Annotated in this window: 19 protein-coding genes; 4 read left to right on the forward strand and 15 right to left on the reverse strand. The window is 62.0% G+C overall.

The annotated features are described in order from the left end of the window. Window positions 1-31 precede the first annotated feature (31 nt). On the forward strand, window positions 32-1,282 hold the full coding sequence (locus BLR92_RS11035) for an MFS transporter (protein WP_089728473.1): 1,251 nt from the start codon (window positions 32-34) through the stop codon (window positions 1,280-1,282). Between the two features lie 42 nt (window positions 1,283-1,324). Here BLR92_RS11035 and BLR92_RS11040 read toward each other — a convergent pair whose 3' ends face one another. The 10 genes from BLR92_RS11040 to BLR92_RS11085 form a co-directional block, all read right to left on the reverse strand. After that, on the reverse strand, window positions 1,325-2,908 hold the full coding sequence (locus tag BLR92_RS11040; protein WP_089728474.1) for an FMN-binding glutamate synthase family protein: 1,584 nt from the start codon (window positions 2,906-2,908) through the stop codon (window positions 1,325-1,327). 159 nt (window positions 2,909-3,067) lie between these two features. After that, window positions 3,068-3,508 carry a YtoQ family protein gene (locus tag BLR92_RS11045; protein ID WP_089728477.1) on the reverse strand — a complete coding sequence of 147 codons (441 nt, stop codon included), beginning with the start codon at window positions 3,506-3,508 and terminating at the stop codon, window positions 3,068-3,070. 97 nt (window positions 3,509-3,605) lie between these two features. After that, a complete protein-coding gene (locus tag BLR92_RS11050) occupies window positions 3,606-4,196 on the reverse strand; it encodes a DUF4202 domain-containing protein (protein ID WP_089728479.1) in 591 nt (196 codons plus the stop codon). A 24-nt stretch (window positions 4,197-4,220) separates the two neighbouring features. Beyond that, window positions 4,221-5,810 (reverse strand): ABC-F family ATPase, encoded by a 1,590-nt coding sequence (locus BLR92_RS11055; protein ID WP_089728529.1) that lies wholly within the window; start codon window positions 5,808-5,810, stop codon window positions 4,221-4,223. 189 nt (window positions 5,811-5,999) lie between these two features. Next, on the reverse strand, window positions 6,000-7,457 hold the full coding sequence (locus BLR92_RS11060) for an NAD-dependent succinate-semialdehyde dehydrogenase (protein WP_089728481.1): 1,458 nt from the start codon (window positions 7,455-7,457) through the stop codon (window positions 6,000-6,002). Window positions 7,458-7,552: 95 nt separating this feature from the next. Beyond that, window positions 7,553-8,470: an ectoine hydroxylase gene (gene thpD / locus BLR92_RS11065; RefSeq protein ID WP_089728483.1), complete on the reverse strand. Its 918-nt coding sequence runs from the start codon at window positions 8,468-8,470 to the stop codon at window positions 7,553-7,555. A gap of 193 nt (window positions 8,471-8,663) precedes the next feature. Next, window positions 8,664-10,496, reverse strand: coding sequence for a protein kinase domain-containing protein (locus BLR92_RS11070; RefSeq protein ID WP_089728485.1), 1,833 nt, complete (start codon window positions 10,494-10,496; stop codon window positions 8,664-8,666). Window positions 10,497-10,509: 13 nt separating this feature from the next. Then, entirely contained in the window at window positions 10,510-11,802 is a 1,293-nt protein-coding gene (locus BLR92_RS11075; protein WP_089728488.1) for a 2-oxo acid dehydrogenase subunit E2, read from the reverse strand. 190 nt (window positions 11,803-11,992) lie between these two features. Continuing rightward, on the reverse strand, window positions 11,993-12,970 hold the full coding sequence (locus tag BLR92_RS11080; protein WP_089728489.1) for an alpha-ketoacid dehydrogenase subunit beta: 978 nt from the start codon (window positions 12,968-12,970) through the stop codon (window positions 11,993-11,995). Beyond that, window positions 12,963-14,174 (reverse strand): thiamine pyrophosphate-dependent dehydrogenase E1 component subunit alpha, encoded by a 1,212-nt coding sequence (locus tag BLR92_RS11085; RefSeq protein ID WP_089728491.1) that lies wholly within the window; start codon window positions 14,172-14,174, stop codon window positions 12,963-12,965. Before BLR92_RS11085 ends, BLR92_RS11080 begins: the two co-directional genes overlap by 8 nt. A 286-nt stretch (window positions 14,175-14,460) precedes the next feature. On the opposite strand from BLR92_RS11085, the gene BLR92_RS11090 reads away from it, so the two are divergent. Further along, window positions 14,461-16,407 (forward strand): aconitate hydratase, encoded by a 1,947-nt coding sequence (locus BLR92_RS11090; protein WP_089728493.1) that lies wholly within the window; start codon window positions 14,461-14,463, stop codon window positions 16,405-16,407. Between the two features lie 17 nt (window positions 16,408-16,424). Here BLR92_RS11090 and BLR92_RS11095 read toward each other — a convergent pair whose 3' ends face one another. Next, window positions 16,425-16,925 (reverse strand): LabA-like NYN domain-containing protein, encoded by a 501-nt coding sequence (locus BLR92_RS11095; RefSeq protein ID WP_089728495.1) that lies wholly within the window; start codon window positions 16,923-16,925, stop codon window positions 16,425-16,427. Between the two features lie 105 nt (window positions 16,926-17,030). Between BLR92_RS11095 and dbpA the strand changes: the two genes are divergently transcribed. Further along, window positions 17,031-18,422, forward strand: a complete 1,392-nt coding sequence (gene dbpA, locus BLR92_RS11100) for an ATP-dependent RNA helicase DbpA (RefSeq protein ID WP_089728497.1) — start codon at window positions 17,031-17,033, stop codon at window positions 18,420-18,422. 17 nt (window positions 18,423-18,439) lie between these two features. On the opposite strand, the gene BLR92_RS19970 is transcribed toward dbpA, so the two are convergent. From BLR92_RS19970 to topA, 4 genes are all read right to left on the reverse strand, one after another. Then, a complete protein-coding gene (locus BLR92_RS19970) occupies window positions 18,440-19,483 on the reverse strand; it encodes a methyltransferase domain-containing protein (protein ID WP_217636573.1) in 1,044 nt (347 codons plus the stop codon). Between the two features lie 67 nt (window positions 19,484-19,550). Beyond that, entirely contained in the window at window positions 19,551-19,787 is a 237-nt protein-coding gene (locus tag BLR92_RS11110; protein ID WP_089728533.1) for a hypothetical protein, read from the reverse strand. Between the two features lie 154 nt (window positions 19,788-19,941). Further along, window positions 19,942-20,400: a DUF6586 family protein gene (locus BLR92_RS11115; RefSeq protein ID WP_089728499.1), complete on the reverse strand. Its 459-nt coding sequence runs from the start codon at window positions 20,398-20,400 to the stop codon at window positions 19,942-19,944. Beyond that, window positions 20,397-23,027: a type I DNA topoisomerase gene (gene topA, locus BLR92_RS11120; protein ID WP_089728501.1), complete on the reverse strand. Its 2,631-nt coding sequence runs from the start codon at window positions 23,025-23,027 to the stop codon at window positions 20,397-20,399. The genes BLR92_RS11115 and topA overlap by 4 nt, the downstream gene beginning before the upstream one ends. A 445-nt stretch (window positions 23,028-23,472) precedes the next feature. On the opposite strand from topA, the gene pyk reads away from it, so the two are divergent. After that, window positions 23,473-24,371, forward strand: an 899-nt coding sequence (pyk, locus tag BLR92_RS11125; RefSeq protein ID WP_089728502.1) for a pyruvate kinase, incomplete at its 3' end; no start/stop codon positions are given.

The raw sequence follows: 24,371 nt of genomic DNA on the forward strand, positions 1-24,371 counted from the left end.
GGTCCATCATCACCGCCTGGCGAAACATCGCATGAAGACCGTTCAACCGCAGCAAGCCGTTGCCGCCAACACCGCCGGCACCACGACATCGTTCAAGGTGCTGGGCGGCATCAGTGTCGCGCACATGATGAACGACATGATCCAGTCGGTCCTGTTGGCCATCTACCCGATGCTCAAGGGAACCTTCGATCTGAGCTTCGCGCAGATCGGTCTGATCACCCTGACCTACCAGCTCGCCGCGTCATTGCTGCAACCCTGGGTCGGCCTGTATACCGACAAGCGCCCCCTGCCGTTCTCGCTAGCCATCGGCATGGGATTCACGCTCACCGGTCTGTTGCTATTGTCGGTAGCGCCATCGTATTTGTACCTGTTGCTCGCCGCCGTGCTGGTTGGCACCGGCTCATCGATCTTCCATCCCGAGGCGTCGCGAGTGGCGCGCATGGCATCAGGCAATCGCCACGGGCTCGCGCAGTCGCTGTTTCAGGTCGGCGGCAATGTCGGCTCGGCACTCGGCCCCTTGCTGGCGGCGCTGCTGATCATTCCCCATGGCCAGGGTAGCGTGGCCTGGTTCTCGCTGGCGGCGCTGATCGGCATGGTGGTGCTGTTTCAGATTGGCCGCTGGTATGCCGGCAATCAGGCGTTGCTGACGCGCAAGCCGCGCAAGGGCGTCGATCTTGCCGTGTTGAGCCGCCGCCGAGTACTCATCACGCTAGGGCTGCTCGGCATGCTGATCTTTTCCAAGTATTTCTACCTGGCCAGCCTGAGCAGCTACTTCACGTTCTATCTCATCGAGCGTTTCGCGCTGTCGGTACAAAGTGCGCAACTCTACTTGTTCCTGTTTCTGGCCTCGGTCGCCGTGGGCACCGTGGCCGGCGGTCCGATCGGCGATCGCATCGGCCGCAAGGTAGTGATCTGGGGTTCGATTCTCGGCGTGGCGCCTTTCACGCTGCTATTGCCACATGCCGACCTGTTCTGGACCGGCGTGCTGGTAGTGATCATCGGGCTGGTGCTGGCTTCGGCGTTTTCGGCCATCGTGGTCTACGCGCAGGAACTGGTGCCAGGCAGAGTTGGCTTGATCGCCGGGTTGTTCTTCGGTTTCGCCTTCGGCATGGGCGGTATCGGTGCCGCGGTGCTCGGCTATCTGGCGGATACCACCAGCATCGTTTTCGTCTACCAACTATGTGCGTTCCTGCCACTGCTGGGCATCGTCGCGCTGTGGCTGCCCGATCTCGAGCGTCGCACGCGACAAGCCACGCCTGTAACCGAGCCATCTACCGAGTAGGCTGCTAAATTTTCTCCATTTTTTCTGCGGTTCGTCGAGGCACTAAAAGCGCTGCGCGCTCGCGCGCGCCCAGTCTCCAGCGTAATCCTCGGGGATTTTGTCATCCAGAAAGTCGCCGGTGCCAACCTGCGGGTGCAAATCGCGATAGGTGCATGCCGGGCCGTGACCGGGCCGGTGATAGATACGCTCCGGGCCCAGCTCGTCGGGGCTGTCGACGCCCAGCGCACCCATGATATCCAGGAATGAATTGATAGTGGCGTCGTGAAAATTACGCACCCACAGGGCCTTGGATTCCACATCCAGCGCCTTGGTGCGAGCCGGGTCCTGGGTCGTGACCCCGGTCGGGCAGGTATTGGTGTGGCAGCGCTGTGCCTGAATGCAGCCCACCGAAAACATGAAGGCACGCGCCGCATTGCACATATCGGCGCCTAGCGAAATCTTGGTGACGATATCGAAGCCCATGGCGACCTTGCCACTGGCGATGATGCGTATTTCGTCACGCTTGCCGATGCCGACCAGGCAATTGTGCACGAACGGCAACGCCTCATTGATATAGGTACCGACAAAGTCGGAGAATTCCGCGGGTGCGGCGCCGGTACCGCCTTCGGCGCCGTCCACGGTGATGAAGTCCGGCTGGATACCGGTTTCGAGCATGGCCTTGCAAATCCCCATGAATTCGTCGCGCTTGCCCAAACACAGCTTGAAGCCGACCGGTTTTCCACCGCACAACTCGCGTAGCCGCTGCATGAACCGCAGCAGCCCGATGGGAGTATCGAACTCGGGATGCATGGCGGGCGACAGGCAATCCTTGCCCTGCTCGATTTCACGGGTCTCGGCAATTTCCGCATTGACCTTCGAACCTGGCAATAGTCCGCCATGGCCGGGTTTGGCGCCCTGCGAAAGCTTGATTTCGATCATCTTGACCTGGTCAGTACAGGCTTTTTCGGCGAATTCGTCGGGGTCGAAAGTGCCGCCGTTGAAGCGACAGCCGAAATAGGCACTGGCGATCTCCCAGATGATGTCGCCACCGTGCTCGCGGTGGTAAGGGCTGATCGCACCCTCGCCGGTATCCTGGGCGAAGTTACCGAGTTTCGCACCCTTGTTCATCGCCAGCACCGCATTTCCCGAAAGTGCGCCGAAGCTCATCGCCGAGATATTCAGGCGAGACGAATCATAGGGTGCACTGCATTGCGGCCCGCCGACCATGATGCGGGCATGGCGTGGGTCGACCTTCTTCGGCGCAATGGAATGCTGGACGAAATTGAAGCCGGCGTCTTCGACGTCCCTTCTGGTGCCGAACGGCGAGGTATCCGGCTGACCGTTGGCCCGGGCATGAACGATCTGTCGCTGCTCGCGGTTGAACGGTCGGCCGCTCTGTTCGGATTCGAAGAAATACTGGCGTAGTTCGGGGCGAACGAATTCCAGCATATAGCGCATATGCCCGAGAATCGGATAGTTGCGCAGGACGTTATGGTGCGAGCGCAGGTCCTGTGCGCCAATCACGGCCAGCACAGCGAGGACCGCCCACAATAGCAGCCAAGCGGGCGCCCAAACCGCCAGCACGGCACCGACAAGCAGAGTCACGGCGAGATAACAGAAATAGATGCTACGCGGAGAGCCAAACATGAACGTCGCTCGCGTTTAGGAATAAGCCAGTAGAACTATAGGATACAGAATCCCCGGCGCCCGTGGCGACCGGGGCAAGACTTACACTGTTTCGGGGCAAAACACGCGGAGCAATGGGTCGCTCCAAGGTAGGCACCCGCGCCGAAGCACGGGAGAGAATCAGTCACGCGTGACGTACTTGAGAATCTCGACCACCTGCTCGTTGGACGTCGCCCAGGCCATGGCCGCGGCGTCGACTTCCTTGAGCGGGTGAATGATGTCTTCGCTATGCAGGGTCACGTAGGGCTTGCCCAGCGCAGCGCAATAGCCGGCATCGAAGGCGGCGTTCCACTGCTTGTACTTATCGCCGAAGCGAACCACGACCAGATCGCTCGCTTCGATCAGGGTCTTGGTGCGGATGGCATTGACCTTGGAGGATTTGTGGTCACGCCAGAAAGAACTGCTTTCCTCGCCGAGGTGGTCGCCGGCGGCATCGCTGGCGTCGTGGTCGGTCACCGCCGAGGTGAAGACGACATCCAGGCCGTTGGCCTGCGCGCCGCGCTTGATTTCATCGCGCCAGTCGGTATGAATCTCGCCGGAAAGATAAACGGTAAAGCTCATGATCGCTCCAGAGTCGCGCAGTCGACAGGACTGCGATTAACGAAGGGGACAATCATACCGCGACAGAAACTGTATACAAACGTGCGCGGTCGTCCGATCAGCTCAACGCCTTCTTTACCAGCGCCTGCTCGTCGACCGAGAGAGGGATCGTCGCGGCGAGTTCGTGCCCGCGCGGCGACATCTTGTTCCAGGTCTTGCGCACGATGCGCATCAGCTTGTCTTCATCGTGCTCGCTGGCGAAGTCGGCGAAATAGTGCTCGAGAAAGACCAGGCAGGCGGTATCTTCCAATGCCTGCGCTTCGGGGTCACGGCGCAACTGCTCCTTGCGGATCATGCGCGCGACATGCTCACAAACATCATCGTCATAGCCCGCCTCACGCAGCACGGTACTCGCCTGCGCGGCCTGGCGGCGACCCAGTTCGCGCCGCCAGGCCAGGTAGCCGGGGCGGTCTCGTGGGTAGTCGTCGCGCGGGATACGCCAGCGTTGCAGATGCTGGGCGCGCACCGCCAGTCGCAGCGCCTCGCTGGCATCCGGCGCGACACGAGCCAGCCACTCGCTCATGCGCCGAGCGTAGAGCAATTCGTAAGGCAACTCGGCACCATCGGCGCTTTCCTGCCGAGGGTCCTCCGCATGCAAGGCATCAAGGCGTTCGATGGCGGCAGCAAAGCGCGCGCTAGGCTCGGTCATGATTCGATTTCCTCATTGGTGGCCTTAGCCAAAAACTCCCTGGCTACGTAGATACTCATCGTAACTGCCGCTGAAGTCGACGATACCCTCGCCGCTCATGTCGAGAATACGCGTCGCCAGCGACGAAACGAACTCGCGATCGTGACTGACGAAGATCAGCGTGCCGGGGTAATGCTCCAGCGCCAGATTGAGCGCCTCGATGGATTCCATGTCGAGGTGGTTGGTGGGTTCGTCCATCACCAGCACGTTGGGTTTTTGCAGCGCCAGCTTGCCGAACAGCATGCGCCCCTGCTCGCCGCCGGAAATCACCTTGACCGACTTGCCGATATCGTCATTGGAAAACAGCATGCGGCCCAGCGCGCCGCGAATCACCTGCTCGCCGCCGTCGGTCCACTGTGCCATCCATTCGTAGAGCGTGGCATCGTTGGCGAAGTCATCGCCGTGTTCCTGGGCGAAGTAGCCAAGCTCGGCGCTATCGGTCCATTTTACCGCACCGGCATCGGCTCCCAACTCGCCGACCAGGCAACGCAGCAGCGTGGTCTTGCCGATGCCGTTGGGGCCGATGATCGCCAGGCGCTCGCCGGCTTCGATCTGCAGGCCGAGGCGCTCGAACAGCGGGGTGTCGCCATAATCCTTGCTCAGCGCTTCGACATTGACCGCGCCACGGTGGATCTTCTTGCCCTGCTCGAAGCGAATGAACGGGCTGACCCGGCTCGATGGCTTGACCTCGTCGAGCTTGATCTTGTCGATCTGGCGCGCGCGAGAGGTGGCCTGCTTGGCCTTCGAGGCATTGGCCGAGAAGCGGCTGACGAACGCCTGGAGATCGGCGATCTGGGCTTTCTTCTTGGCATTATCGGCATGCAGACGCTCACGTGCCTGGGTGGCGGCGGTCATGTACTCGTCGTAATTACCGGGAAACAGCCGCAATTCGCCGTAATCCAGGTCCGCCATGTGCGTGCACACGCTATTGAGAAAATGGCGATCGTGGGAAATGATCACCATGGTGCTGTTGCGCGCCGTCAATATGCTTTCCAGCCAGCGGATGGTGTTGATATCCAGATGGTTGGTCGGTTCGTCGAGCAGCAGCACATCGGGGTCGGCAAACAATGCCTGGGCCAGCAGCACGCGCAATTTCCAGCCCGGCGACACCGCGCTCATGGGGCCGAAATGCTGCGACTCGGGGATCCCCAGACCCAACAGCAACTCGCCGGCGCGGGCCTCGGCGGTATAGCCGTCGTGTTCGGCGAACTGGGTTTCCAGGTCGGCGACGCGCATGCCGTCTTCTTCGCTCATTTCCGGCTGCGAATAGATACGCTCGCGCTCCTCGGCGACCCGCCATAATTCGCTGTGACCCATGATCACGGTATCGATCACCCGTTCGCTTTCGAAGGCGAACTGGTCCTGGCGCAACTTGCCCAGGCGAGTGCCGGGTTCCAGCATCACTTGTCCGCCCGAGGGTTCGAGATCGCCACCGAGGATCTTCATTAAGGTCGACTTACCGCAGCCGTTGGCGCCGATCAACCCATAGCGGTTACCGTTGTTGAATTTGACCGAGACATTCTCGAACAAGGGCTTGGCCCCAAACTGCATGGTGATATTCGCGGTGGAGATCAAAATCGGGTCCAGTCGAAGCGCATGAAAAGGGAGGCGATTGTAAGCCTCCTGGCGAGCGAACGCAGCCCCCCGATGCACGAAGGCCCCACGCAGCCAAAAGTGAATCACGTACCGTGCCACTGCTTCAGGAGGGGATCATGACGATCTTGCGCGAGTACCTGCGACTGAGTGTCGACGGTATGATTTGGCTCAGCCGATGGGCATCTCGCCAACGCAGTAGTACTTCGTCTCGAGGTATTCTTCGATGCCGAGATGCCCGCCCTCGCGGCCCAGCCCAGATTGCTTCACGCCGCCAAAGGGTACGTGCGGGCCGGTAATGTCCATCGTATTGATTCCAACCATGCCGTATTCGAGACCGCGCAGAAACTTACGGATGCGCGCATCGCGATGGGTGTAGACGTAGGACGCCAACCCATGGATCGTATCGTTGGCCGCGTCGATGACTTCATCGTCGTCATCGAAGGCACGAATGGGCACGACGGGCGCGAACGACTCCTCGGACGAAACCCGCATGGCAGGGGTGAAATCAGCCACGATCGTGGGCATGAAAAAACGCGGCCCGGGCGCTTCACTCTGTTCACGCCCCATGATGCGTGCGCCCTGCTGCCTGGCATCATCGACCAACGACTGGGCCTTTTGCACCGCGTCTTCGTGAATCAGTGGGCCGATGGCGTTGGCTTCGTCGAAGCCGTTGCCCACGCCCATCGCATTCATGCGCTCGGCGAATCGCTGTATGAACTCCTCGTAGATCGAGCGATGCACGAATAGTCGGTTGGCGGCAATGCAGTCCTGGCCGCTGGTCTGGAACTTGGCCGCAAGCGCACCTTCGACCGCAGTATCGAGATCGACATCGTCGCAGACGATGAACGGCGCGTTGCCGCCGAGTTCCATCGCCGTGCATTTGACCGTGTCCGCGCTCTGGCGCAATAGCTGCTTGCCAACCGAGGTGGAACCGGTAAACGACAGCGCACGCACTCGTGTATCGGCACAGACGCGTTCGGCAAACAGTTTGCCCTGACCGGTAATGACATTGAACTCGCCGTTATTCAGCCCCGCCTGTTCGGCGAGCACCGCCAGCGCGATCGCGCAGAAGGGCGTTTCGCTGGCCGGCTTGACCAGCGTCGTGCAACCGGCGGCAAGCGCGGCCGCTACCTTGCGCGTGATCATCGCCAGTGGGAAATTCCAGGGCGTGATGATGGCCGCTACGCCAACCGGCTCCTTGAGCGTGCCGAGAGCGACCTGCGGATTTTCGGCGGGAAGGTTAGCGCCTTGTGAGCGCCGGCCTTCTTCGGCGAACCAGCGCAGGAAGCTGGCCGCGTAGTCGACCTCGTCGCGCGCTTCGGCAATGGGTTTGCCCTGCTCGAGGGTCATCAGCCGCGCCAGATCTTCACGCCGCGACTGCATGCCCCGATACCAGGCGAGCAGCTTGTCGGCACGCTCGACGGCGGAAGTCCGTCGCCATGCGGAGAACGCCTGGTGAGCGGCCTCGATCGCGTCGTCGATCTGTAAGGCTTCCAGTTCCGGCACATGGCCGATCACGTCGCCAGTCGCTGGATCGTCGACCGCCCGGCGCGCATTGGCCGTATCGACCCAGCGCCCGCCTACATACGCCTGCTCGCGCAGTAACGTTATCCGATCGTCTGTCATTGTCGTCCCTCCTGGACATGCTGCTTTGTCCTCGAACGCTGGGTATCGCCGCACACGAAACCCTGGTGGACGCTTAGCCCCCTTTAGCGCCTCGCTCATTCAATGGGCTTGAGCGGGCTCCAGTCCTTGCGATTGGCTAGAAACTCCGGCCGTGGGCGATTGCCGCAATACGGATTGTGCAGGGTGTTTTCCACGCTGTTGTAGACGAAGAACAGGTTGCTACGTGGCCAGCAGGACATATTGGTATTGGAACCGTGCAGCGTATTGCACTCGAACATGATCAGCGAGCCGGATGGCCCCTTGGGTGCCTCGATGCCGTACTCGGTCATCAACTCGGTCAGGCTTCTGACATCCGGCACGCCGATTTCCTGACTTTTCAGGGACTCCTTGTAATTATTTTCGGGCGTGCGCCCCACGCAGGGAATGAAAACGTTGTGCGAGCCGGGGATCAGCATCAACGGGCCATTGAACTCGCCGTTCTCGGTGAGAATGATCGAACAGCTCAGCGAGCGCATGCGCGGCATGCCATCCTCGCTGTGCCAGGTTTCGAAGTCGGAGTGCCAGTCGAAGCCCTTGCCCTTGAAGCCCGGCTTGTAGTTGATACGCGACTGATGCATGTAGACGTCGCTACCGAGCAGTTGCCGGACCATCTCGAGCAACCGCGGATCACGAGTCAGGCGCCTGAAACGCTCGGAGACCTCGTGGATGCCAAAGATGGAGCGAATTTCCTGCTTGCCCGGCTCCAGCACGGTGCCTTCGGACGACTTGAGATCGTCGTCCTCCTCGTAATCGCGCAACTCCTGAATGAAGGCGTCCATTTCCTCCTTGTCGAAGAACGACTCGAAGGAGAGAAATCCCTTGGCCTCGAACTCATCGACCTGCGCTTCGCTTAGCGGCCCATCGCTACGCTGCGCGCCCTGGCTGTGCACGACCGGGTCGATGCGTTCGAACATCCCCAGTTTACGTTCCAGCCGGGTCGGAAAAAGATCCTGGGTCTCTTGCATCGCCTCCATGGCGAGATCCTCCTTGGTTGCTACTTTTCACCACTATCGCTATGTGTGTCATCCCAAGGTAGCCCGCAAGCCAAACGCCAACAATGCCGTCCTGTGACGGCTCGTTGTCCGATTGTGAAGGGGACGACAAAGGTATGCCTTGTGCCTATCGATGGCCTTATCAAGGGTCAAGCTTTCTGTCGGCAGGTAATCGTCAAGAGGCGGGAGCGCTTTCCGCGCGCGGGTCCTTGGGGTAATAGCGCTCGGGCAGCCGCTCGATATGCGAGAACGCCTTGGTGTCCTTGTAGGGCATTTTCATATAGCCCGATACGCCAAGCCCGCGAATCAGCGATACCGCGCTGAGCATTGCGCTCAGGCAGTCGCGAAACTCGGCCTCGCGGGCCGGATCGAGCAACCGGTAGTAGCTGTGAATCTTGAGGTGCGTCGGCAACGCCTCGAAGATGATCAGCCCGGTGTGATGAATGGCGTTGAGCCCTTCCAGGCACTGCATGATCTCGCCGGGCAGCTGTAGAAACTCCTCGGGGTCGGGGCCATCCTCGAAGTAGGAATGCACGCGGGTCTTGTCGTCGAGATCCGGCGCGGCGCTCACCTCATAGGGCAGCGTCATGTCCGGCTCGGGAACGAACACCTCTTCGGGCCCTCCACGGTCGATGTGCAGGGTATCGCGGGCATTGAACAGGCAGCTCTTGAACACCCCACGGCGATAGATGGCGCGCGCCAGGTTGACCATGTTATTAACCGCCGCGATGAAAGCCGCCTTGAGTTCGCCATCGTGCAGGTTGAGTACCGTGTCGATATACACGCCATCGGTTTCCCAGCGCACCGCCAGCCCACCGACCACCGGATACTTGCCCAGCCGGCTGACCGCGGCGAGAAACGCCTTCTCGGTTTCGCCCATGCCCTGCATAAAGTTCTTGTAGTAGCGGTCGAGCTGCACGTCGTTGACCGCGTTCAGCGCGTCGCGGCCATCTTCCTCGCGCAGAAACGACTTGCGCGAGCTGTAGACCACGGTGTCGATCTCGCGCTGGCTGGGGCGTATCCATACCGGCACCGTAGCCACTTCGGGCTTGGTGGGTAGATCGATCATCACCGTGCGCGCCAGGCGTGGCATATGCTCGATAAAGTAATCGCCGGCGCGCATGCGTATTCGTGGGTCGGGATCGAGCATCGCATCGAGCACCCGGGCGAACTCCATCGGTAGCCCCAGCGATGTGGCCGGAATGCCACGATGACCGAAACGACACGACTGTGCCGAAGCCAATGCATAGAGCGTCGCGGCGGCGCCCTGCTCATCGAAGCGCGGCGACGACAGCCCACCGTTCAACTGCTCTTCGCCGATGAAATAGACATCACCCAACCGCGCATTGGTCTGTTGCAGGTTGTCGGACATCAACTCCATGACATTGGCGTTGACGAACTGCTGATTGGCATCGAGCTGGGCGAATACCGACGAGCCCCAGTCGATCAGCGCCACGCGTTCGCTGGCAACATCGAAGACCAGGTTGGAGGGTTTGATATCGCCATGCACGATCGGCTTGCCGGATGGACCGGCCTCGCGGCGCAGGCTGCGCAGGATATCCGCCAGTTGCGCGGCGATATTGACCACAAGGCGTGGCGGTAGCCGCCCGTGACGCAGCGAATACTCCTCGAGATTGATGCCCGGTGCGCGCTGCATGACCAGGATCGACTGCTTGCGCACCCGCTGAAAGGCGATCAGGCGCGGCACGCGCGGATGGTCGACCTGTTCCAGCATGAACGCCTCTTCCTCGAGGCGGTCCTGAAACTGCTGCGCCAGGGTAATCCGCGTGAACTTGAACACGTACTCATCGTTCAGGGCGGTTACCCCGGCGAACACGAAACCATAGGCGCCCTTGCCGACCAGCTCGATATCCCGGTAGCCAAGCTGTTCGAGCTGGGTCTGGCACAGCTCGACCCAGTCCTTGAGCTTCTTGGCATCGTCGTGGCTGAGCAGGTAGACCGACTGCTCTTCGGGGATATAGAACTGCTGCAGCGTATCCTGGGTCATGGAATGCTCCAGCCTACGTCATGTTTAGCAACATGCTTTGCGGCTCCTGCAGATATCCCTTCCACAGGTTACAGAAGCGCGCGATAGTGCCGCCATCGATGATGCGGTGATCGCCCGACCAGGTAATCGTCATGATCGCCCGCGATACGACATCGCCGGATTCATCGAAGCGCGGCAGGTGCTGGGTGCGCCCCAGTGCGACGATCGCCACCTCGGGCAGGTTGATGATCGGCGCGGCGTAGGTGCCGCCCAGCGCGCCGATGTTGGAAATACTGATGGTGCCATCCTTGAGATCAGCCTGGCTGACGCGACCATCGCGCGCGGCCTGGGTCAGGCGCGCCACCTCGGCGGCGATCTCCAGTACGCTCAACTGCTCGACGCGCTTGACGTTGGGCACGATCAGCCCGGCCTGGCTATCCACCGCCATGCCGATGTTGCAATGCGGCTGGTAATGGATTTCGCTGCCATCTTCGCTGACCCGGCTGTTGAGAATCGGGTGCGCCTGCACCGCCAACGCCATGGCCTTCATGATCAGCGCCATCAATGTCAGCCGGGTGCCCTGCGCCTCGGCCTGGGGTTTCAAGCGCTCGCGCAGCACCAGCAGCTCGGTAACGTCGATTTCGTCGCCGTAGCTGAAGTGTGGAATGGTCGTGGCGGATTCCACCATGCGCTTGGCCATGACCGCCTGCACGCCTTTAATTGGCTCGACGCGCGCCTCGCCGGCCGACCCTTCATGCAACGCTGTCGGCGTGGCCTCGGCTTTAGCGGGCTTCGCACGCTTCTCGCCGCTCTTCTCGAAGGCGAGAATATCCTCCTTGAGCACGCGGCCATCCTTGCCCGAGCCGGGCACATCGGCGAGCGTGACACCCAACTCGCGCACCAGCCGGCGCACCGCGGGACTCGCGGGAATGCGCCCATGCGCGCCGGAACCAGTCGCAGGTTCTGCCGGAACTGCAGCCGGTTGCGGGGCGCTGTCGTTCGCCGCGTCAGCGCTCTCGCGATCATTGGCTTGGCTAGCCGAGGTGTCGTCTATCGCCTCGTGCGCTGGCTCTTCCGCGTCACCGCCCTGGCCCAGCGGCGTATAGGCGAATAGCGGCGCATGTACCTGGGCATTTTCCTGCTGCTTGCAATATAGCCGGGTCACGCGGCCGGCCTCGGGGGCGGTAATCTCGACCAGCGCCTTGTCGGTCATGACCTCGACCACCGGCTGGTCTTCCTCGATCTCGTCGCCTTCGGCGATCAGCCACTTGACCACTTCGCACTCGACGATGCCTTCGCCGATGTCGGGCAGAATGAAATCGCTCATGGGGTTCTCTCTCCTGAACCTGAAATCGCTCGAGGAAGCGCTGCATAAATAGGCGAGCGGAATGAAGCGTGAGGCGCACGGCGCACAGGAAACAAGACATAACATGGGGTTAGGCGAGTTTCGACCGGGCTGGCGCACCAGCACCGCGCAACAAAACGATTCGTCCGAGCAGCCATTTATTCAGTGCTGCCTAATAATTGATGCTGTATTTGATCGCCTCAAAGACCTTCAGATGATCCGGCATATACTCCTTCTCCAGCGTCAGCGGGAAAGGCGTATCCAGGCCGGTCACCCGGGCGATGGGCGATTCCAGATAGAGAAAGCAGCGCTGCTGGATGGTCGCGGCGATCTCGCCGGCGAAGCCACCGGTCAGCGGCGCTTCGTGAGTCACCACCAGCCGCCCGGTCTTGAGCACCGACTCGACGACCGTTTCCACGTCCCAGGGCACGATGGTGCGCAGATCGATGATCTCGCAGGAGATGCCTTCCTTCTCGGCAAGCTCCGAGGCCTTCTCGACGATTTCCATCTGCGCGCCCCAGGCCAGCAGGGTGATGTCGTCGCCTTCCTTGGTCACTTCGGCCTGGCCCAGCGGCAATTCATAATCTTCTTCCGGCACCTCGCCGGTGGAGGCGCGATAGAGCCGCTTGGGTTCGAAGAACAGCACCGGGTTGGCATCGCGAATGGCCCCCAGCAGCAATCCCTTGGCCTGATGCGGGTTGCGTGGCACGACGACCTTCAATCCCGGCGTGTGGGCGAAGTAGGCCTCGGGCGATTGCGAGTGATAAAGCCCGCCGGAGATGCCGCCGCCGTAGGGCGCGCGAATGGTCAGGCCGCCGACATTGAACAGATCGCCGGAACGGTAGCGAAACTTGGCGGTCTCGTTGACGATCTGATCGAACGCCGGAAAGATGTAGTCGGCGAACTGGATTTCGGCCACCGGCGTCGAGCCCTGGGCGGCTAGGCCGTTGGCGAAACCGACGATGCCCTGCTCGACCAGCGGCGTATTGAAGCAGCGATCGCGGCCGTATTTTTCCTGCAGGTGGCTGGTGGCGCGGAACACGCCGCCGAAGATGCCCACGTCCTCGCCGAAGCAGATCACCTTGTCGTTGGCGGCCATGGCGATGTCGAGCGCGTCGTTGATCGCCTGAAGCATGTTCATCTTAGGCATGCTTGGCACCTCCCGCATCCTTGCCGTTGAGGCTCTTGGCACCCTTGGGATACGCCTCCGGATACTTGCGAATATGCGCCTTGAGGTCGTCTAGCTGGCCGGCCAGGATCGGCGTGACCTCGTCGAACACATCGCTGACCAGCGTGTCGAGCTCTGGTGGCTCGCGTTTCTCGGCGCGCTTCATGGCCTCGAGCACGTCGCGACGCAGGCTTTCCTGCTCGCGCTTCTCGTCGTCATCGCTCCACCAACCCTTTTCCTGCAACCACAGTTTCATGCGCAGCACCGGGTCCTTGTCGCGCCAGGCTTCTTCTTCCTTCTTGCTGCGATAGCCGGAGGGATCGTCCGAAGAGGAATGCGCCGCCAGGCGGTAGGTCATGGCCTCGATCAGCACCGGCTGGTTATGCTCCACCGCCAGCTTGCGCGCCTCGACGGTCGCCTGGTAGACGGCGAGGATGTCGTTGCCATCGACGCGAATCACCTTCATGCGATAGCCGAAGGCGCGTGGGGCGATACCGTCGGCGGAAAACTGCTCGTGTGCCGGGGTCGAGATCGCATAGCCGTTGTTGCGGCACAGGAAGATCACCGGTACCCGGTGTACCGAGGCCATGTTCAGCGCGGCGTGAAAGTCGCCCTCCGAGGCCGCGCCCTCGCCGAAGATGGTGATCGTGCAGTGGCCCTGCCCCGCCATCTTCTGGCCGTAGGCGTAGCCGGTGGCCTGGGGAATCTGCGTGGCCAACGGCGATGAAATCGTCATGTAGTGAAGCTTGCTCGAACCGTAATGCACCGGCATCTGACGGCCCTTGCCGTAGTCGTGCTCGTTGCCGAATAGCTGGTTCATGAATTCGTCGACGTCGAAACCGCGATAGGCAAGCGCCCCCTGCTCGCGGTACTGCGCCATGATCATGTCTTCATCGTCGAGGGCCGCAGTGCTGCCGATCACCGAAGCCTCCTCGCCGATACACTGCATGTAGAAGCTCAGCCGACCCTGACGCTGGGCGGCCAGCATGCGCTCGTCGAGCACGCGGGTGAACAGCATGGCGCGATAGATGCGCAGCGCCTTGTCCTTGTCGAGGTCGGGTAGCTTGGCGTTCTTGTAGGGCGAGCCGTCCTGCTTGAGCAGCTTGAAGACGGGAATGCGAAACTCGTCGCCGTTCATGAAATCCGGCGTATGAACGATGGGCGCTGCTTTTGTCGTTGTGCTCATGGTGTCTCTTTTCCTTGTCTCTCTTCCCAAGGGTAGTGGGTGGAGATACGGATATCGGCGCCTTGTGGGCGGCCATTTTCTACCTTGATAACACGCTGGCCAGGTCAAGCCTGGCGTCGGTGCCTGTACATGGCACCGCCACGAGTTTACGTTAACGTAAGATAGAGGATAGCGCACCCATCGTCAGCCACCGCCTCCTGCAACGTTAGTCTATAGCGATGACTTTCCTACACTGTAAGAAGCAACGGGAAAACCCCACTCATCGCCGTCGAAAGGAGACGACATCATGGCCATGAACGTGGCACAAAAACTGATCGATGCCCATCTCATCCAGGGAAAAATGACGCCTGGCGAGGAAATCGCCCTGCGCATCGATCAGACGCTGACGCAGGATGCGACCGGTACGCTGGTCATGCTCGAACTGGAAGCCATGGAGCTCGATCGCGTCAAGACCGAGGTTTCCGCCCAGTACGTCGATCACAATCTGATCCAGGAAGACAACAAGAATCCCGACGATCATCGCTTTCTACAAAGCGCGGCGGCGCGCCTTGGCGTGTGGTTTTCGCGCGCCGGCAACGGCGTCAGTCACCCTACCCATCAGCAACGCTTCGGCATACCGGGCAAGACGCTGCTAGGCTCGGACAGTCACACCCCCGCCGCCGGCGCCATGGGCATGCTGGCCATTGGCGCCGGCGGCATCGACGTGGCCATGGCGATGGCCGGCGAACCCTTTCACACCAAGATGCCGGAAATCTGGGGCGTGCGGCTGACCGGCGAACTGCCCGATTGGGTCAGCGCCAAGGATGTGATTCTCGAGATGCTGCGCCGCCATGACGTCGATGGTGGCATCGGGCGAATCATCGAATACCACGGGCCGGGGCTAGCCAAGCTGTCGGCGATGGATCGCCATGTGATCGCCAACATGGGCGCAGAGTTGGGCGCGACCAGCAGCGTGTTTCCCTCGGACGACGCGGTGAAGCGCTTTCTCGAGGCCGAAGGGCGCGGCGACGATTGGCAGGCGCTCGCGGCGGACGACGACTGCACCTACGACGTCGAAGACGAGATCGATCTTGCCAGTCTGGAGCCGCTGATCGCCAAGCCATCGAGCCCCGGCAACGTGGTGCCGGTACGCGAGATCGCCGGCGAACCGCTCTCGCAGGCCTATATCGGTTCATCCGCCAACCCGGGGTATCGCGACTTCGCGATCGCCGCCGAGATGGTCAAGAACCGCCAGATCGACCCCTGGGTGTCGTTCGATATCAACCCGACGTCGCGTTCGATTCTCGAAACGCTGATTCGTGACGGCCATATCATGAGTCTCATCGCCGCCGGCGCACGGTTGCATCAGGCCGGCTGCAACGGCTGTATCGGCATGGGCCAGGCGCCGGCCAACGACAGCAACAGCCTGCGCACCACGCCGCGCAACTTTCCCGGCCGCTCGGGTACCCGCGAGGACCGGGTCTTCCTGTGCAGCCCGGAAACCGCCACCGCCTCTGCGTTGTGCGGCAAGATCACCGACCCGCGCGATCTCGATTTCGCCTACCCTCGCGTCAAGAATCCCGACGACCCCGTCGTCAATAACCAGCACCTGTTCGCCCCGCTGGAGAGTGCTCAAGCCAGCCAGGTCAAGCTGATCAAGGGGCCCAATATCGCCTCGCTACCGACGTTCGACCCCATCGAGAACGACCTGGAACTCAAGATTCTGCTCAAGATGGAGGACAACGTTTCCACCGACGAGATCATGCCGGCCGGCGCCGAGGTATTGCCCTACCGCAGCAATATTCCGCGCATCGCCGAATTCAGCTTTCGCGGTATCGACGAGGATTACGTCGCCAACGCCAAGGATAGCGGCGACCACTGCGTGATTGCCGGCAACAACTATGGGCAAGGGTCGAGTCGCGAGCACGCCGCCATCGCGCCTCGCTATCTGGGTATGCGGGTGGTCGTCGCCAGGAGCTTCGCGCGCATCCATTGGCAGAACCTGGTCAATTTCGGCGTGCTGCCGCTGACCTTCGACGATGCAAGCGATTACGACAACCTGGAGACTGGGCAGACCCTGAGTTTCGAGGGTTTGCATGACGCGCTGGACAAGGGCGAGACGCTGACCGCGCGCGCCCCGAAAGGCGATATCACGCTGCGCCATGGGCTGAGTCCGCGTCAGCTAGAGGTGTTGCGTGAAGGCGGCTTGATCAACTGGATGAGGCAACACGGCGATACAGGAAACAAGCACTGAGTCTAGAGGGGTAAAGTTCAACGCGCTTTGGGGGTCAACAGTAAAGCCCCCTCGATCGGCACGAAGGGCGAAGCCACGCGTATCAGCGATTCGGCGGTCAGGCGTTCGACGCCATACACCGTTACCGGGATGCCGAAGCGCTCGCCGATGCGCTGCACCAGCAGATCGAAATCGCCGTCGCCGGAGGCCAGTATTACGCGATCGACCCGGGCGGCGAGTTCGATGCCATCGAGGGCGATGCCGACGTCCCAATCGCCCTTGGCGGAGCCATCGCTGCGTTGGATGAAGGGTTTGAGTTTCACCTGAAAGCCGATCGCACGCAGGATATTCTGGAACTGGCGCTGTTTCTCGTCGCCGCGATCCACCGCGTAGGCAATCGCCGCTGTCACTTGGCGATTGGCGGTCACTTCGGTCCAGAAGGCGTTGTAATCGAAGTGCTGCCCATATACCTGCTTCGTCGTGTAATAGATATTCTGCACGTCGGCCAGGATCGCCACGCTTTCCGGGGGATTTTTCAAAACGACACCTCTTCGGGAACACCAGTCACGATGACGTTACTGGTATGATGGCCGGTTCGTGTTTCCACATCCTGCTTTCCGACCCAGCTTTCGAGCGTGCCCGCGATGACCGATACCGCTTTTTCCCAACTCGCCCTGCGTCCGGCGCTGCTCACCGCGCTCAAAGCACTGGGCTACGCCCGAATGACGCCGGTCCAGGCGGACAGCTTGCCGCCGCTGCTGGCCGGTGACGATTTGATCGTTCAGGCACGCACCGGCAGCGGCAAGACGGCGGCCTTCGGCCTGGGTCTGTTGCAGGCACTCGACGTTACACGCAACGATGTGCAGGCACTGGTGCTGTGCCCGACCCGCGAACTCGCCGATCAGGTCACCAAGGCGCTGCGCGGGCTGGCACGGGCGCTGCCCAACGTCAAGATGCTGACGCTGTGCGGCGGCGTGCCGATCGGCCCACAGCTCGCTTCTCTGGCACACGGCGCACATATCGTGGTCGGCACGCCGGGGCGCATCGACGACCATCTGCGCAAGGGCTCGCTCACGCTCGGCGCAGTACGCCAACTGGTGCTCGACGAAGCCGACCGCATGCTCGACATGGGCTTTCGCGACACCCTGGAGCGCATCGTCGCTGAACTACCCGAAAAGCGCCAGACGCTGCTGTTCTCGGCGACCTTTCCCGACGATGTCGAGACGCTGAGCGCGACGATTCAGCGTCAACCACGGCGCGTTACCGTCGATGCCCCGGCCGCCCAGGCATCGATCGAACAATGGGCCTTCACGGTCGAGAAGAGCGCCAAACCCGATGCCGTGATCGCCTTGCTGCATCACTACCAGCCCGAATCGGCGCTGCTGTTCTGCAATACCAAACGCGATTGCGATGCACTGGCGGCGCATCTCACTGCGCGTGGTTTCAGCGCGCTGGCCCTGCATGGCGATCTCGAGCAGCGCGAGCGCGATCAGGTGCTGGTGCGCTTCGCCAATCACAGCGTCAACCTGCTGGTGGCCACCGACGTCGCCGCGCGGGGTCTCGATGTGGCCAGCCTGGACATGGTGATCAGCGTCGACCCGACACCGGACGTGGAGGTTCACCTGCACCGCATCGGGCGCACCGGGCGTGCCGGCGAAAGCGGCTTGGCGCTTTCGCTATTCACGCCTGGTGAAATGCACCGCCGCGAGCGCATCGAAGCGTACCAGGGCAGCCCGATCGATGACGGGCCCGACACGGCCCTCGACGCCAACGCCTCGGCGAATGACGCCAAACGCTACGCGCCGATGGTCACCCTGGATATCGACGGTGGCCGCAAGCACAAGCTGCGCCCCGGCGACGTGGTCGGCGCGCTGACCCGTGACGGTGCGCTGACGCAGGCGCAGATCGGCAAGATCGACGTATTCGATACCGCCACCTACGTCGCCGTGCATAACAAGGCCGCCAAGCGGGCGCTCGGCCAGATTCAGGAAGGCCGCATCAAGGGCCGGCGCTTTCGCGCGCGGTTGCTGCGCTGAAGCCGGTTCACATACGATCAGTCAGCCGACCGGCAATGCATCAATATCGACAGCGGCCGGTGGGTCTCGGGATGCAATGGCTCCTCGAGACGCTCTAGCGACAGGCCGGCGCTAGCCAACAATGTCAGCCAATCGCCGAGCGGGCGGTAATACCATGGCATCGAAGCCGAAAAATCGCTGCCAAAAGCCTGAAAGTCCTCGCGGCGCCAGCCACTCCGGTATTCCTCGTCACCCAACGCCGCCCAGGGATGCAGGGTCTGAATCAGCAAGCGACCGCCCGGCGCCAACCACTCGGTGACACGGCGCAACAATGCGCCGACATCCTCGTCGAGCAGCGAGAAATTAGCCACGATGATATCGAAGTCGCTATGCAATGCAGTGGGTAGATCGACACGTTGCGCGCTTGCCAGGGTGGCGTAATCCAGGGCATGGCAGTCGCCGCCTTGCTCTCGAGCCGATTCGACCAGCGCCTCGCAGGCATCGACGCCCACGGCGGCAACGTTGCGCGTCGTTAGTTCACGGCTCAGCCAGCCCTCGCCGCAACCCAAATCCAGCACGCGTCGCGGCGCATGCTCCAACATCGCCGCGACGATGGCGGCATCGGTCACTCGGCGACTGGCGACAAGCCCTTCGCGTATCGCCTGCGTCCAGGCCTGGGCATTGCAGTCCCAGCTCACTCGCTGAATCTCGCCACGCGGCTTTTCGCCAGCCTCGGCGGTAACCGCGCACACTGCGTCGGATAGGGAAAAGCCATAATCCCGCTCGATACGCGCCACCCGCACGCGATAACCGCTGTACCAGCGTTCACGCCCCAGCCGCTGGGCCTCGCGATGTTCCAGCTCGGCCTTCCAGGCGCGAATCGAGGCCTCGTCGCGCCAATACGAAACGGTGATGCCCAATTCATCGCGGGCCGACTCGACACCCAGAAACCCCGGCTGTTGCGCGGCCAACTCGACCATGCGCGTAGCCATCTCGGCATAGCCCGCGTGTTGTGGGGTAAGCTCGGAAGTGAAGATCACCGCGTAATACGGCGGCTCGGGAGTATTGGCGAACGCTTGCATAGGGCGCACTCTCACGCGTGACGAGGGGACTATTAATAACCCCGCCTCGCGTGGAATGCCAGGCCGCTCAATGCAGGGTGCCGGGCACCGCCACGTTGTCGTGTTCGCCATCCCATAGCTTGGTGCGGGTGATCGCATGATCGATCATTTCGCGCGCTACCTCGAAGCGACTCTGGCGCAACAGGCCGGCGGCTTCTTCGGAGAAGCGTATGCGCAGCAGCGGTTCGCCTTCGCTCTCGGCGGGACGCAGGATGATTTCGCCATCGTCGAGTTCGATGATTTCAAGTACGGCAGTCTCGGACACATTCACCTCTGTTCTTTTATGAACGCCGGCTCGATAGGCCATCGGCAAGCGATCGATAAGCAATCGTTAAACCAGGGCAACAAAAAGCGACCAAGGCGAATCGCCATGGCCGCTGTCTCAATGAACTTAGGTTATCACTTTGGGCGGTTTCAGTTCACCACTCGGCACTGGTTTCGCGAAGCTCCGCGAGTTGCTTCTTGAACTCGCCGGCACACCAGCGCAGCTCGTCAGCCAGCGCCACGCGGTCGGCGCTGGCGATTAGTGCGTCGCCGGCCTCGCGCCGCGCCGCACCTTCGACGTCATGCAGCGCCGTGATGCGCGCGATCAATGTCGCAAGCCAGCTCTCCGGGCGGCCGGCCAGCTCACGCAGCCGTTCGAGTTCCGCAACGCGCTCGCCGCTCTCGTCGAGCAGTTCGCGCCAGTCGTGATGAGCCAAGCGGGCGTGTTCAGTGAGTTCACGCAGCGCCACGTTGAGCGCCAGTTCGAGCAGCGCCAGCGCGCCCTCCTCGGTCGCCATGCGCCGCGAGCTGGCATGCTCGTCGTCGCCGCTCGCCACGTCAAGCAGCAGCTCGGCCTGATAGATCAGCTGGTTGGTGCGGCCCCTCGGGGTCATTTACGCTTGTCCTCGACCTGCCACTTGCCATTGTCGAACGTGGCTTTCCAACCGGTGGCCTTGCCGTCTTCGTCGGTCATCACGAACTGGCTCTTGGTCTTGCGCGAGAAGCGGATCTGCGCCGGTCGATTATCCGGGTCCTTCGCGGGCGCCTCGAGCAGAAAGTGGTATTTCTCCGGCAAGGCGTCGGCGTGCGACTTGATTTCCTCGACCAATGGCGCGCGCGTCTCGCGGTTCTTGGGAAACTGACTGGCGGCCAGGAACAGACCGCTGGCGCCATCGCGCAGCACGTAGTGATCGTCGACTTTCTGGCAGCGCAGCTCCGGCATTGGGATCGGGTCCATCTTGGGCGGCGCCGCTTCGCCGCTTCTCAGCAACTTGCGGGTGTTCTTGCAGTTCTCATTGGTGCAGCCGAAATACTTGCCGAAGCGTCCCGATTTGAGCTGCATGTCGCTGCCGCACTTGTCGCATTCGATGGTCGGCCCTTCATAACCCTTGAGCTTGAAGCGGCCCTGTTCGACCTCGTAGCCCTCGCAGTCCGGGCTGTTGCCGCAGATATGCAGCTTGCGTGTCTCGTCGATCAGGTAGCTGTCCATCGCCGTGCCGCACTTGGGGCAGCGATGCTTGGCGCGCAGCGCATCGGTCTCGGCGTCGTCGCCAGCATCGGCGGCGACCGCTTCATCGCCAGGAATCAGGTCGATGGTGGTCTTGCAGCGTTCCTTGGGCGGCAGGTTGTAGCCCGAGCAACCCAGGAACACCCCGGTCGAGGCGGTACGAATCTGCATCTTGCGCCCGCATTTAGGGCAATCGATATCGGTGGGCACCGGCTGGTTGGGGCGCATGCCCTCCTCGCCCTCGGCGTGCTCGAGCTTGCCGCGAAACTCGGCATAGAAGTCGTCGAGCAGCGCACGCCAGTCGCGCTCGCCTTCGGCGACTTCGTCGAGGCTGTCTTCCATGCGCGCGGTGAAGCTGTAATCCATCAGGTCACTGAACGATTCAGCAAGCCGGGCGGTGACGATATCGCCGAGTTTCTCGGCATAGAAGCGCCGACTCTCGAGCTTGACGTAACCGCGATCCTGAATGGTCGAGATGATCGAGGCGTAGGTCGAAGGCCGGCCGATGCCGCGCTTCTCGAGCTCCTTGACCAGGCTGGCCTCGGTGTAACGCGGCGACGGCTTGGTGAAGTGTTGCTGAGGGTCAAGCTTTTCCAGGGTCAGTGGTGCGCCCTCGGCCAGGTCGGGCAGGGTCTGGTCTTCGTCCTTCTTGCCGGTCGGCTTCATTACGCGGGTGTAGCCATCGAACTTGAGCACACGGCCCTTGGCACGCAACTCATAGCCTTCGACCTCGATGGTCAGCGTGGTCGACAGGTATTCCGCCGGAGGCATCTGGCAGGCCACGAACTGGCGCCAGATCAGCTCATAGAGGCGTTCGGCATCGCGCTCCATGCCGGCCAGGTCGCTAGCGGTGCGGGTCACATCCGAAGGGCGAATCGCCTCGTGCGCTTCCTGTGCGCCTTCCTTGCTGGAATAGCGGTTGGGCGCTTCGGGCAGGTAGTGCTTGCCGAACTGGTCTTCAATGTAATTACGCACACCGGCCACCGCATCCTGGGACAGATTGGTGGAGTCGGTACGCATGTAGGTAATATAACCAGCCTCGTAAAGCCGCTGGGCCAGGGTCATGGTCTTCTTCACCGAGAAGCCCAGCCGGCCACTGGCGGCTTGTTGCAATGTCGAGGTGATGAACGGTGCGCTGGGCTTGGAGCGAGTCGGTTTCTCTTCGCGCGCGGTGATTGCCAGGCTGGCCTTCTTGAGCGCCTCGATGCGCTCCAGCGTCTCGGCCTCGGAGGTCGGTCGAAACGGCTTGCCATGCTGGCGCACCAGTTCGAAGCGCAGCGGTTCGCCCTCGGAACTGATCAGGTCGGCGTGCACGTCCCAGAATTCCTCGGGAATGAAGGCGCGAATCTCGCGTTCGCGCTCGACGATCAAACGCACCGCCACCGATTGCACGCGCCCGGCGGACAGCCCACGCGCCACCTTGCTCCACAGCAACGGAGAAAGCATGAAGCCGACCACGCGGTCGAGGAAGCGCCGGGTCTGCTGGGCCTCGACACGCGGCACGTTGAGGCTGCCCGGCGCCTTGAACGCCTCCTGGATGGCGTTCTTGGTGATCTCGTTGAACACCACCCGGCGGTAACGCTGCTCGTCGCCGCCGATGGTTTCCTTGAGGTGCCAGGCGATCGCCTCTCCCTCGCGGTCCAAGTCGGTGGCGAGATAGATGGCATCGGCCTTCGCGGCGAGCTTGGCCAGTTCGCTGACGACCTTTTCCTTGCCCGGCAAAACCTCGTAGTTGGCCTTCCAGCCATTCGCGGGGTCGATGCCCATGCGCCGAACCAACTGATCCCAAGCCTTGTGCTTTTTATAGCGGGCCTTTTCGTCGGGCGACATCTTACGCGTGGCCGCCGCCTGGCGAGCACGCTCCTTGGGATCGCTGGCGGACTTGCCCGAGCCGCTGGTCGGCAGGTCGCGAATATGGCCCACGCTCGATTTCACGATGAAATCGTTGCCAAGGTACTTGTTGATCGTCTTGGCCTTGGCCGGCGACTCGACGATGACCAGTGACTTGCCCATAGTGCTCCACTTTGCTCGAGCCGATACGCGGGAGAGCCCGCTGCCATCGGCGGCTTGTCCATCGTGCCGGAATAGGTTTCCGACCGGAAAAATGCGCCTACCCTACCCCAGCGGTTGGTTTCGCGCCAGTGATCGCTGAGCGCCACAGCTTTGAAAAGCCGACGATAGAACGATACCCATCAGCCACAACGACATTAGCCGCGACTCATCCGTATGCGCAAGCCGGCACTTTATTATGCGCAGCAATAATGTCGTAACGGCGTGAGTAGATGGTTCCTTTACCAATCCCTTTCAAGCCGCATCGAGTCCGGTCGAAGCATGCTGTACCATGATGTAGTAAAATGACTACATTGATTCTGTACGACACTTCTATGTGTCCCGACCATGACACTGCCAATGTGGTCCGATCAGCACAGTCGCTTATAAGGACAAAGAGGAGATTTTCATGCACGGCCCTGTACACGCCCCCATCCGCCGCACCAAGATCGTCGCCACCCTGGGCCCCGCCAGCGACCGTGACGGCGTGCTCGATGCGCTGATCGCCGCCGGGGTCGACGTGGTGCGCCTGAACTTCTCCCACGGCGCGCCCGAGGATCACCGCCGGCGCCTCGTCGCGGTGCGCGAGGCCGCCGAGCGCCACGGGCGTACCGTCGCCGCGCTGGGTGACCTGCAGGGGCCGAAGATCCGCATCGCGCGCTTCGCCGAGGGCGCGGTGCATCTCGACGAGGGCCAGGCGTTCGTCCTCGACATGTCGCTTGAGCGCGATGCCGGCGACGCCCACCGGGTCGGCTGCGATTACCCGACGCTGGCCGAGGACGTCGCCGCCGGCGACGTGCTGCTGCTCGACGACGGCCGCCTCGAGCTGGTGGTCGAGCGGGTCGAGGCGCCGCGCGTGCACACCACGGTGCGCGTCGGCGGCAAGCTGTCCAACAACAAGGGCATCAACAAGCAGGGCGGCGGGCTGTCCGCCGCCGCGCTGACCGACAAGGACCGCGCGGATCTGAAGACCGCCATCGACATCGGCGTCGACTACCTGGCGATCTCCTTCCCGCGTAGCGCCGCCGACATGCAACTCGCCCGCGAGCTGCTCGGCGAGGCCGGCCAGGACATCGGCCTGGTCGCCAAGATCGAGCGCGCCGAGGCGGTCGCCGACCCCGAGACGCTGGACGACATCATCCGCGCCTCCGAGGCGGTGATGGTCGCGCGCGGCGATCTCGGCGTGGAGATCGGCGATGCCCAGCTGATCGGCGTGCAGAAGCGCATCATCCAGCGCGCCAGGACCCTCAACCGCGCGGTGATCACCGCCACCCAGATGATGGAATCGATGATCGGCGCCCCGCTGCC

Origin of the sequence: Modicisalibacter muralis (assembly GCF_900102945.1) — a bacterium.
Classification (GTDB): domain Bacteria; phylum Pseudomonadota; class Gammaproteobacteria; order Pseudomonadales; family Halomonadaceae; genus Modicisalibacter; species Modicisalibacter muralis.